Origin of the sequence: Sphingomonas sp. Leaf5 (assembly GCF_001421155.1) — a bacterium.
Classification (GTDB): Bacteria; Pseudomonadota; Alphaproteobacteria; order Sphingomonadales; family Sphingomonadaceae; genus Sphingomonas.
Map to the genome: position 1 here is coordinate 1 of NZ_LMJZ01000022.1, position 10,657 is coordinate 10,657.

The 10,657-nt window shown below is 66.9% G+C and carries 9 protein-coding genes; 4 read left to right on the forward strand and 5 right to left on the reverse strand.

The annotated features are described in order from the left end of the window. From ASE50_RS19530 to ASE50_RS14495, 3 genes are all read left to right on the forward strand, one after another. Positions 1 to 212 (forward strand): hypothetical protein (locus ASE50_RS19530; RefSeq protein ID WP_235512363.1); only part of this gene is annotated, 212 nt, incomplete at its 5' end. 114 nt (positions 213 to 326) lie between these two features. Further along, positions 327 to 1,406 carry a DUF5694 domain-containing protein gene (locus ASE50_RS14490; RefSeq protein WP_056402032.1) on the forward strand — a complete coding sequence of 360 codons (1,080 nt, stop codon included), beginning with the start codon at positions 327 to 329 and terminating at the stop codon, positions 1,404 to 1,406. A gap of 61 nt (positions 1,407 to 1,467) precedes the next feature. After that, a complete protein-coding gene (locus ASE50_RS14495) occupies positions 1,468 to 2,247 on the forward strand; it encodes a formate/nitrite transporter family protein (protein WP_056402035.1) in 780 nt (259 codons plus the stop codon). Between the two features lie 350 nt (positions 2,248 to 2,597). Here the strand turns inward: ASE50_RS14495 and ASE50_RS14500 are convergent, their stop codons facing one another. The 3 genes from ASE50_RS14500 to uvrB form a co-directional block, all read right to left on the reverse strand. Then, complete coding sequence (locus tag ASE50_RS14500) at positions 2,598 to 3,128, reverse strand: hypothetical protein (RefSeq protein ID WP_056402038.1); 531 nt, start codon at positions 3,126 to 3,128, stop codon at positions 2,598 to 2,600. Continuing rightward, a complete protein-coding gene (locus ASE50_RS14505) occupies positions 3,128 to 3,646 on the reverse strand; it encodes a hypothetical protein (RefSeq protein ID WP_056402484.1) in 519 nt (172 codons plus the stop codon). Before ASE50_RS14505 ends, ASE50_RS14500 begins: the two co-directional genes overlap by 1 nt. Before the next feature lie 286 nt (positions 3,647 to 3,932). Beyond that, positions 3,933 to 6,137, reverse strand: coding sequence for an excinuclease ABC subunit UvrB (gene uvrB / locus ASE50_RS14510; RefSeq protein ID WP_056402041.1), 2,205 nt, complete (start codon positions 6,135 to 6,137; stop codon positions 3,933 to 3,935). Positions 6,138 to 6,570: 433 nt separating this feature from the next. Between uvrB and ASE50_RS14515 the strand changes: the two genes are divergently transcribed. After that, on the forward strand, positions 6,571 to 7,899 hold the full coding sequence (locus ASE50_RS14515) for an amidohydrolase (RefSeq protein WP_056402044.1): 1,329 nt from the start codon (positions 6,571 to 6,573) through the stop codon (positions 7,897 to 7,899). Between the two features lie 290 nt (positions 7,900 to 8,189). On the opposite strand, the gene glsA is transcribed toward ASE50_RS14515, so the two are convergent. Together glsA and ASE50_RS14525 are read right to left on the reverse strand one after the other, a co-directional pair. Next, a complete protein-coding gene (gene glsA / locus ASE50_RS14520) occupies positions 8,190 to 9,104 on the reverse strand; it encodes a glutaminase A (RefSeq protein ID WP_056402047.1) in 915 nt (304 codons plus the stop codon). A 268-nt stretch (positions 9,105 to 9,372) separates the two neighbouring features. Next, a complete protein-coding gene (locus ASE50_RS14525) occupies positions 9,373 to 10,599 on the reverse strand; it encodes a type II secretion system F family protein (protein WP_056402050.1) in 1,227 nt (408 codons plus the stop codon). Between the last annotated feature and the right edge of the window lie 58 nt (positions 10,600 to 10,657).

Below are 10,657 nucleotides of genomic sequence, written 5' to 3' on the forward strand. Positions count from 1 at the left end.
CCCAGAAAATGTCTCGACTTCCAAACCCCCGCCGAGGCATTCCTGCGCATCTCAACCGGTGCACTTCAAACGTGAATCCACATTCCCGCCTGCGCGGGAATGACGAAATTCCGTGGGTATCGCTGAATGTCGATTGGTCCTGGAAAGCGAAGGAGTCGGACTACCGCACAGGTTTCGACCTGATCCGGGCTCCCGCATTTTCCCCCGGTTGAGAGGAAGAAGCGGGACCCCGGGTCAAGCCCGGGGGGACGAAGGGTTTGGGAAACGCGTGCTCCCTTCCCTCCCCGCCCGCGCGCTCCTACCCTGCGGCAGACCAAGGGGGACCCATGCACCGTATTTTGTTCGCGCTCCTGCTGCTCGCAGCGCCTGCCACCGCCCAAAGCTATCGCCCCGATTTCGACCCGTCGACGCATAAAGGTCCGCGCAACGGCCCGGTCAACGAGGTCGCGGTACTGGGGTCGACGCATCTGTCGCAATTGCCCGACCGGTTCCGCCCCGAAGCGCTCGGACCGTTGCTCGACCGGTTGGCGGCGTGGAAGCCGCAGGCGATCGCGATCGAGGCGCTGTCGGGGGCACAATGCGATCAGTTGCGCCGCTATCCCTATCGCTATGCCGACATCGTTCCCGATTATTGCTGGGACCCGGCCCCTGCCACGGCCGCGACCGGGCTCGACGTGCCGGCGGCGACCGCGGCCTATGAAGCGATGCTGGCGACGCTGCCCGCCCAGCCCGCACCGGCGGATCGGCGCAAGCTGGCGGCGCTGTTCCTCGCCGGTGGCGAGCAGGCGTCGGCGCTGGTCCAGTGGCTGCGGCTGCCGGCGGTCGAGCGCAAGGCGGGCGAGGGTCTGGACAAGACGCTGGTCGCGCGGCTCACCACGCTGGAGACCAAGCGCGACGAAAGCCTGATGATCGCGGCACGGCTGGCCGCCCGGCTGGGGCTTCAGCGCGTCTATGCGATGGACGATCATAGCGCCGACCGATCGGTGCCGAAGGCCGACGAGGCGGCCTATGGCAAGGCGATCCAGACCGCATGGGACAATCCGGCGACCAAGCGGCGGATGGCGGCGATCGACGTGATGCAGCGCGACCTTGCCACCGGGGCCGGCGTGTTGACGATGTATCGTGGCTTCAATGCGCCGGGCCAGGGGCAGGTCGCGTTCGACAGCGATTTCGGTGCGGCGTTGGAAGAGCCCTCCTCACCGCGGTTCGGACGGCAATATGTCGCATATTGGGAGGTGCGCAATCTGCGCATGGCGGCGAATATCCGCGACATGCTGGCCGAAATGCCGGGGCCGGGGATGCGCGCGCTGGTGGTCGTCGGCGCGTCGCACAAGCCGTATCTGGAGGCGTATCTGAACCAGATGCACGACGTCCGGATCGTCGACATCCGCCCGATGCTGCGCTGACGGAGCCGCGACCGGCGTCGATCGTTCCGATCGTGACACAGAACCATCCGGGGATGCGACCATGGCCAAGGACGACGCGACCGCCGACACGCTGGCCGACAACGTCGACGACGCCCTGCTCGCCAAGACCCGCCCGCCGGTCGGCGCGATGCTGTTGCTCGGCATCGCGGCGGGGGCGCAGATCGCCTTCGGCGCGATCGGCTATCTGGTGGCGCAGGCCGGGGCGACAGCGGGCGGTGCGACGCAGTTGCTGTCGGGTGTCGCCTTCTCGGTCGGGCTGATGCTGGTGATGGTGACCGGCACGCAATTGTTCACCGGCAACACGATGCTGGTCCTGCCCGCCGCGCAGGACCGGTTGGGGATTGGCGAGACGGTGCGCGACTGGGCGATCGTGTGGGTCGCGAACCTGATCGGCAGCCTGGCGATCGCCGCGCTGTTCGTCGCGTCGGGCGCGCCGCACGCAATCGACGGCGCGGTCGCACAGGCGGCGCTGAAGACCGCCGATGCCAAGCTGGCCAAGGACGGGGTGGAACTGCTCGCGTCGGGCGTGCTCGCCAACATGCTGGTCTGCCTCGCGGTCTGGATGGCGACCGGCGCGCAGTCGGTGGCGGGCAAGATCGTCGGCGTCATCGGGCCGGTCGCGCTGTTCGTCGCGGCAGGGTTCGAACATTCGGTCGCGAACATGACGCTGCTGCCGATCGCGTGGGCCATCGATCCGGCGGCGGTGCCGGCGACCGCGATGGCGGGCAATCTGTTGCTGGCGACGGCGGGAAATATCGTCGGCGGGTCGCTGGTCGCGATCGTGCTGGCAGCGGGGCATCGCACGCTGAACACCGCATAGGGCGGATATGAGAGAGGCCGCCGGGGTCTCTCGACACCCGACGACCTCAAGCATGGTCAGCGGCCGGAAGTTCCAGCCCGGGAGACCATGCGAGCCGCATTCATGGCGCCACGGCGTTGACTGAGGGAGAATACCCCCCGCACGTGGCCCACGCTTTAGCGGCGCGTCTCCCGAACGAACTGAACCGAACCCACTGCTGAACCATGAGACATCGGATCACCTCCTTTCGCTAGTTAAAGCCGTTACGCCCCGAACGGTGGCGCACACGGAATCTGGGGCATCTCGCCGCTGCGTACAAGACTTGTATTGCACGATGTTTCCGCCATAGTTCGCGCCCTGCCGACGCAGACTCAGCGCAGTCCCGGCCGGCACCCCCGCACCACCGTTCCGATCGCCTTGTCGCCGGGCAGTTGCGCGACCGGGCCGTCGTCGATGGCGAAGCCGATCGCGCCGGCACGGGCCAACGCGTCGAGAAACGTTTGCCCGGTCGTCACCGCCGCTTCGGCTGCGCCGTCGATGACCTGCATCGGGAAGGTCGCGGCGGCATCGGCGACATAGAGGCGAATCGTGCGCCCCTGCCCCGGATGGGAGAAGACGATGCGCTTCGCCCGCGGGTCGCAGCGGATGGCGAAGGCCGCCGCGCCGTTCGATTCGTAGCGCGCGGCGCTGCCGCTCGCCGATGCCTGATAGCGCCAGCGCCCGACCAGCGGCGTCGCGCCGTCGAGTTCGGGGGTCGGCAACTCGCCGGGCTTGAGCGCGCGTGGCGAGGGCGTGGGCCGGGGCGTCGGGGTCGGGCGCTCGGTCGGGGCCGGTGCGGGGGGTGAAGGTTCGCTGGAACAACCTGCCAGCAGCGCCAGCGACCAGAATGCACCGGCGCGCATCAGCCGCGGCAATCCTCGGTCACGCGCAGGATTTCCGCCCAGCTCGGCAGGACCAGCCGCCCGATCCCGGCCCCTTCGACGACGAAACGGCCGCGGCTGAACCCGATCGCGTCAAGCAGCCGGTCGCTGGCCGGCAGCGCCATACCGACACCGCCGGCCATCGGCTGCACGGCGACGCTGCGCTGCGTGCTGGTGGTGCGGATGGTCACCGTGCCGGCGGCGGGGCGGGGCGTGGCGAGGACCATCGTCACCTGCTTCGCCGCGCGGTTGCAGGTCAGGGTCGCGACCGGGGCCGCACCGCGAACGCCGTAGGTCGCCGCCGATCCGGTGCCGAGCCCACGATACTGCCAGTCGCCGGGAGTGCGCGGCAGGTCGCGCCAGTCGCTGACCGGCGGCGCAGTCGGCGCGACGGCGGCGGGTCGTGGCGCGGGCGATGGTGCCGTGACCGGCTCGGGCGGCGCACCCGGCGGCACGCACCCGGCCAGCAGGAAAGCGGGGGCAAGGAACTTGATACGCATCGCCACCTTATGGGCGATGCGGGCGGCGGCCTCAACCGGCGATGGGGCGTCGCGCCGCTTCCATCGAACCGCTCGACCTTCCGGCGCAGGCCGGAATCCACGGATGGGGGAGGCGGCGATGGAGTCGAGAACGCCCGACACAATGGATCCCGGCCTGCGCCGGGATGACGATCTTTGAGCTATCTTCACGCCCGCGCAGGCGGAAGGCCATTCCCGCCGACGTTGCGTGTCCAGCGTTGGCGTCAGTGTCTACGAATCCGGCCCAAGCCGGAAGGACGATCGTCGGCTACCGCCCCCGCCCGCCGCCGCCGGCCATCCGCATCGCCTTCTGCTTGCCATAGCGGGTCTTGCGGGTGCCGGGCTTGCCCTCGTTCGATCGGCCCATGATCGGTGCCTTGTGTTCGCTCGCCGGCAGGCCGAGTTCCTCGTTTTCGAGACTGCGGATTTCGTCGCGGAGCCGTCCGGCGGTTTCGAACTCCAGATTGGCCGCCGCCTCGCGCATCTGCTTTTCGAGGCTCTCGATATACGACCGCAGATTGTGGCCGACCATGTGGCGCGGGCCGTCCTCGTCGATCTCGACCGTCACCTGATCGCGCGAGGCGACGTCGGCGATGATATCGCCGATCTGGCGCTTGATCGTCGTGGGCGTAATGCCGTGCGCTTCGTTATATTCGCGCTGCTTTTCGCGACGGCGATCGGTTTCGGCAATGGCGCGTTCCATGCTGCCGGTCATCCGGTCGGCATAGAGGATCACCCGCCCGTCGACGTTGCGCGCGGCACGGCCGATCGTCTGGATCAGCGAGGTTTCGCTGCGCAGGAACCCTTCCTTGTCGGCGTCGAGGATCGCGACCAGCCCGCATTCGGGAATGTCGAGTCCTTCACGCAACAGGTTGATGCCGACCAGCACGTCATAGACACCCATGCGCAAGTCGCGGATCAGCTCGATGCGCTCCAGCGTCTCGACGTCGCTGTGCATGTAGCGGACCTTGAGGCCGGCTTCGTGCATGAACTCGGTCAGATCCTCGGCCATGCGCTTGGTCAGCGTCGTGACGAGCGTGCGATAGCCGTTCTTCGCCGTTTCCTTCGCCTCATGGATCAGGTCGTCGACCTGCTCCTCGACCGGCCGGATCGTGATCGGCGGATCGATCAGCCCGGTCGGGCGGATGACCTGTTCGCTGAATACGCCGCCGGTCTGCTCCATTTCCCAGCTGCCCGGCGTGGCCGATACACACACCGTCTGCGGGCGCATCGCGTCCCATTCGTTGAAGCGCAGCGGCCGGTTGTCGATCGCCGAGGGCAGGCGGAAGCCATACTCCGCCAGCGTGATCTTGCGCCGGTGATCGCCGCGCGACATGCCGTTGATCTGGCCGATCGTCTGGTGGCTTTCGTCGACGAACAGCAGCGCGTTTTCGGGCAGATATTCGAACAGCGTGGGCGGCGGCTCGCCCGGCAGGCGGCCGGTCAGGAAGCGACTGTAATTCTCGATCCCCGCGCAGCTACCGGTGGCGGCGATCATCTCCAAATCGAAATTGGTGCGTTGCTCCAGCCGCTGCGCCTCCAGCAACTTGCCCTCCATCACCAGTTCCTTCAGCCGCTCGGTCAGTTCGTGGCGGATCGCCTCGCCCGCCTGTTTCAGCGTCGGGCCGGGCGTCACATAGTGCGAATTGGCATAGACCCGGATCGAATTGAGGTTCGCGACCTTCTTGCCGGTCAGCGGATCGAATTCAGTGATCTCCTCGATATCGTCGCCGAAGAAGGTGATCCGCCACGCGCTGTCGTCATAATGCGACGGGAAGAGTTCGAGGCTGTCGCCGCGCACCCGGAAATTGCCCCGCTGGAACGCGGCGTCGTTGCGCTTGTATTGCAGCGCGACCAGCTTGCGCACGATCTCGCGCTGGTCGACCACGTCGCCTTTTTTCAAATCGAAGATCATCGCCGAATAGGTTTCGACCGACCCGATGCCGTACAGGCATGACACCGAAGCGACGATGATGACGTCATCGCGTTCGAGCAGCGACCGGGTGGCCGAGTGGCGCATCCGGTCGATCGCCTCGTTGGTCGAGCTTTCCTTCTCGATATAAGTGTCCGACCGCGCGACATAGGCCTCGGGCTGGTAGTAGTCGTAATAGCTGACGAAATATTCGACAGCATTGTCGGGGAAGAACGACTTCATCTCGCCGTACAACTGCGCCGCCAGGATCTTGTTGGGCGCGAGGATCAGCGCGGGGCGTTGCAGCTCCTCGATCGTCTTGGCCATGGTGAAGGTCTTGCCCGAACCGGTGACGCCCAGCAGCACCTGATCCTTTTCCCCGGCCCGCGCCGCCGCGACCAGTTCGCGAATCGCGGTCGGCTGGTCGCCGGCGGGTTCGTAATCGGACTTGATGACGAAGCGTTTGCCCGCATCCACCTTGGCCGGGCGGGCCGGACGATGGGGGACGAAGGTCTGGCCGGTTTCCGGCTCGGACAGGTCAGTGCGGATGGTTATCGCCATGCGGACGGATATGGGTGACGCGGAACGGGACGGCAACATTCTGGGTGATCGGTTTTGTGATTCACGCGAAGGCGCGACGTTCGCGAAGAAGGAAGAAGATAGTTTTCGCGCAGAGGCGCGGAGGCGCGGAGGGGTTGCGCAATTTCGCCGAGCCCTACCTTCACAACGAACGTCACCCCAGCGCAGGCTGGGGTCTCGCGGTTGCAAGGCGCGCTCCTCGCCGCGGGAGATGCCAGCTTGCGCTGGCATGACGATATCCGGCGTTCGGCCGCGAACACGGGACGGTTCCGCCAGCACAACCTCTCCGCGCCTCCGCGCCTCTGCGCGAACCACTCTTCTCCTTCTCCCCACTCCATCGCGCCTTCGCCCGAACCAAAACCCCCTCGACACCCGCCCCGAACCCGATAGCCTGCACGCCTAAAGGGGACCCAACATGCGCACACTGATCGCCACCGCCGCCTGCCTGTTCGCCGCGACGCCGGCCATGGCCGAACCCGACTGGGCACCAACCGTCCGCGCCGATTACACGGCGTCGCTGGGCAGCATGTGGGACTGGTTCCACCGCAATCCTGAATTGTCGTTCAAGGAAGTAAAGACCGCCGAGCGCATGGCGACCGAGCTGCGCGGCGTACCGGGGATGCAGGTGACGACCGGCGTCGGCGGCACCGGCGTGGTCGGCGTGCTGAAGAACGGGGCGGGTCCGACCGTGCTGGTCCGCGCCGATATGGACGGATTGCCGGTCGAGGAGAAATCGGGCCTGCCCAATGCCAGCAAGGCGCGGCAGGTCGGCGTCGACGGGGTCGAGGCCCCGGTGATGCACGCGTGCGGCCACGACACCCATATCACCGCGATGGTCGGCACCGCCCGCCGGCTGGCGGCGCTGAAGGACCGGTGGCAGGGCACGATCGTGTTCATCGTCCAGCCCGCCGAGGAACGCGTCGGCGGGGCGAAGGCGATGCTGGCCGACGGCCTCTACAACCGCTTTCCGAAACCCGATTACGCGCTGGCCTTCCACATCGCCGCCGGGCTGCCGACGGGCATGGTCTCGGCATCGGAGGGCATCCAGTATTCGTCGTCGGACTCGGTCGATATCGACGTGCCCGGCATCGGCGCGCACGGGGCCAGCCCGCATGCAGGCAAGGACCCGGTCTATATGGCATCGCAGCTGGTGATCGCGTTGCAGGGCCTCATCAGCCGTGAACGCCAGCCGCTCGACCCCGGCGTCATCACCGTCGGTTCGTTCCATTCGGGGCTGAAGCACAATATCATCAGTGACATGGCGAAATTGCAGGTGACCGTCCGCGCCAATGATGAGGGGACGCGCAAGCAGCTGCTCGACGGGATCAGGCGCGTCGCGGGCGGCATCGGCACGCTGAACGGGATGCCCGCCGACAAGATGCCGGTGGTGAAGGTGATCGAGGGCACGCCGACCACGATCAACGACGCGCCGCTCGCCCGGCGGCTGAACGCGGTGATGGCGACCACGCTGGGTCCGAAGAACGTGATGCCGTTCGAACAGACCGGCATGGGCGCGGAGGACTTCGCCTATCTGGTCCAGCCGGATTCCAAGGTGAAGGGCTATTATTTCGCGGTCGGCGGCACGCCGATGGCGGACATCGTCGCGGCGCGGAATGGCGGCGCACCGGTGCCGTCGCACCATTCGCCCCTGTTCAAGGTCGCGCCCGAACCGTCGATCGTGACCGGCACGATCGCGATGACCGCAGCGGTGCTGGATTTGCTGAGGCCGAAGAAGGCGGGCTGACCCCGCCTTATCCCCGCCCCACCCCGTTCGGTTCGAGCAGCTTCGAGCTTGTCGAGAAGCGCCCGTCGAGAACTCCCTGATTGGGGCAACCCCTTCTCGACTTCGGTTCTCGACAGGCTCGAACCTGCGCTCGAAGCAAACGGGAGGGAGGGTGGAAGTACGAAAAAGACCGTTCGTGCTGAGTAGGGGCCGAGCGAAATCGAATACCCGTATCGAAGCACCCGCCACCAATGGTCCTTCGATACGCCCCTTCGACAAGCTCAGTGGCTACTCTGGACGAACGGGTGGAGTCACCCGAACACCGACCAATCCGCCTTGTCCGCCAGCAACTCCAGCGCGCGTATGCCGAGGATCGAATTCCCCTGCCGGTCGAGATTGTTCGACCATACCGCGATCGACGCGACCTGCGGCACGATGGCGAGGATGCCGCCTCCCACCCCGCTCTTGGCCGGCAGCCCGACCCGGTATGCGAAGTCGCCCGACCCGTCATATTGCCCACAGGTCGTCATCAACGACAGCAGCCGCCGCGTCCGCGTGGCGCGCCTGTCGCCCGCCGCATCGCCGGTCCGCGCGGTGCGGGTCAGGAACAGCCCGGCCTTCGCCAGCGACTTCGCATCGATCTCGATCGCGCATTGGTGGACATAGGCCTCCATCACCTCGTCGATGTCGCAATGCAGATTGCCGTGATGCTTCGCGAAACTCATCATCGCGCGGTTCAGGTCGCCACCGGTGCGGCCGGTTTCCAGCACGTCCTGATTGAGGATCACGTCGGCCAGCCCGGCCTCGCGACCAATGAAGTCGACCACCGCCCGCGCGCAATCGTCGGCCTGGTGCTCGACCAGGATGTCGCACACCACTAGCGCGCCGGCATTGATGAACGGATTGCGCGGCACGCCCTTGTTGCGTTCGAGGTCGACGATCGAATTGAACGGATCGCCCGACGGCTCGCGCCCGACGCGCTTGAACACCGCGTCACCAAACGCCTCCAGCGCCATTTCGAGCGCGAAGACCTTGGCGATGCTCTGCAACGGAAAGCGGATATGGGAATAGCCGCCATGGAACAGCCCGCCATCGGGCGTCGCCACCGCCATCCCGAACCAGTCGGGGGGATAATCGTGCCCGGCGTCCGCCGCCCGCTCGATGTCGGCGGCGTTGGCGGTGATCTCCTCCGTCACCTCGGCGACGATGCGGGCGAGGTCGGTCATGGTGCTTCCTTGTTGCGAGACGGACGGCAGCGTTAGCACGCACCCGTCACCTGCGTGAACCGTTCCCCGGCGCAGGCGGGGATACGGCTTTAGGACCGATCGACATTCAATAAGGTTTCGCCTTCTCCCCTCCCTGACAAGGGAGGGGCTGGGGGTAGGTCGGTCTGGGGCTGGCGGGCCGCTCCCTCTTGGGCCAACCCACCCCCGACCCCTCCCTTGTCAGGGAGGGGAGCTGTTCGCTGGCCTAACAGATAAATGTCGATCGGCCCTAAATCTGCACCAGATTGTTCAGGTTGATGATCGGCAACAGGATCGCCAGCACCATCATCAGCACCAGCCCGCCCATCAGCAACAACACCATCGGTTCGACCAGCGCGACCAGCGTCGCGACCAGCGCGTCGAGTTCGCGCTCCAACTCCCCCGACGCTCGGTCGAGCGCGGGCGCGAGCCGCCCCGACGTCTCGCCCGAAGCGACGATCGCGACCAGCATCGACGGAAAGATTTCCGCCTCCGCCATCGCCGCGCGTAAGGACAACCCCTCGCGCACCCGCGCAGCGACGGTCAGCGCCTTGTCGCGCACGAAGCGGTTGGGGGTGACCGCGGCGGCGGCGTGCAGCGCCTCGACCAGCGGCACCGCGCTGCCAACCAGCGTGGCGAGGCTGCCGGCAAAGCGCGCGGCATTGTGCTGGCGGCTGAACCGGCGGAACGGCGCGCGCGTCGCCAGCCGCCGGTCGACCGCCAGCCGGTTGCGCGGCACCTTCAGCCAGCGCGCCCCGACCAGAAACAGCACCAGCGCCGCCACCGCCACGTACAGACCGTAGTTCTGGATGAACGCCGACAGCGCGATCAGCGCGCGGGTCAGGAACGGCAATTCCGCCCCGCGCGACACGAACACGCGGACGATGTCGGGCACGACATAGACCATCAGCAGCACCATCATGCCGAAACTGACCGTCGCCAACAGCGCCGGATACAGCAACGCCAGCTGCATCTTCTGGCCATTGGCCTGCCGCGTCTCGACGAAGTTCGCGAGGTGATTGAGCACGTCGGGCAACCGCCCCGACTGTTCCCCCGCCGCGACCGAGGCGCGGTAGAATTCTGGAAACGCCTTGGGATGCCGCGCCAGCCCCTGCGCGAAGCTGCGCCCGTCGAGGATCGCGGCGCGCACGTCGAGCAGCAGCGCGTTGACCGCCGCATTGTCGGCTTGGCCCGCGACGATGCGCAGCGATTCCTCGATCGAAATGTCGGAGCCGACCAGCGTCGCGATCTGGCGGGTGAGCGTCGCCAGCGCCTTGGCCGACACCCCGCGCCGGAACAGCCGGGGCAGCTGGATGTTGCCGAGCTTCGGGCCTTTTTCCGCGGCCTCCTCGACCGACAGCGGCAATTCGCCGCGTTCGCGTAGGATCGCGCGGGCGGCGGCGGGGCTGGACGCTTCGACCACGCCCTTGACGGTCGCGCCGGTGCGGGAGGCTGCGCGGTAGGTGTAGGCGGTCATGGCGCCCCCCTATCCAACCCCATCCCCACCCAAACCGTTTGGTTCGAGTAGCGATCGA

Coding starts and splice junctions, on each gene's coding strand:
- ASE50_RS14495 (WP_056402035.1), top strand. CDS start 1,468: ATGGCCAAGGACGACGCGACCGCCGACACGCTGGCCGACAACGTCGAC.
- glsA (WP_056402047.1), bottom strand. CDS start 9,104: ATGACCGACCTCGCCCGCATCGTCGCCGAGGTGACGGAGGAGATCACC.
- ASE50_RS14490 (WP_056402032.1), top strand. CDS start 327: ATGCACCGTATTTTGTTCGCGCTCCTGCTGCTCGCAGCGCCTGCCACC.
- uvrB (WP_056402041.1), bottom strand. CDS start 6,137: ATGGCGATAACCATCCGCACTGACCTGTCCGAGCCGGAAACCGGCCAG.
- ASE50_RS14505 (WP_056402484.1), bottom strand. CDS start 3,646: ATGCGTATCAAGTTCCTTGCCCCCGCTTTCCTGCTGGCCGGGTGCGTG.
- ASE50_RS14500 (WP_056402038.1), bottom strand. CDS start 3,128: ATGCGCGCCGGTGCATTCTGGTCGCTGGCGCTGCTGGCAGGTTGTTCC.
- ASE50_RS14525 (WP_056402050.1), bottom strand. CDS start 10,599: ATGACCGCCTACACCTACCGCGCAGCCTCCCGCACCGGCGCGACCGTC.
- ASE50_RS14515 (WP_056402044.1), top strand. CDS start 6,571: ATGCGCACACTGATCGCCACCGCCGCCTGCCTGTTCGCCGCGACGCCG.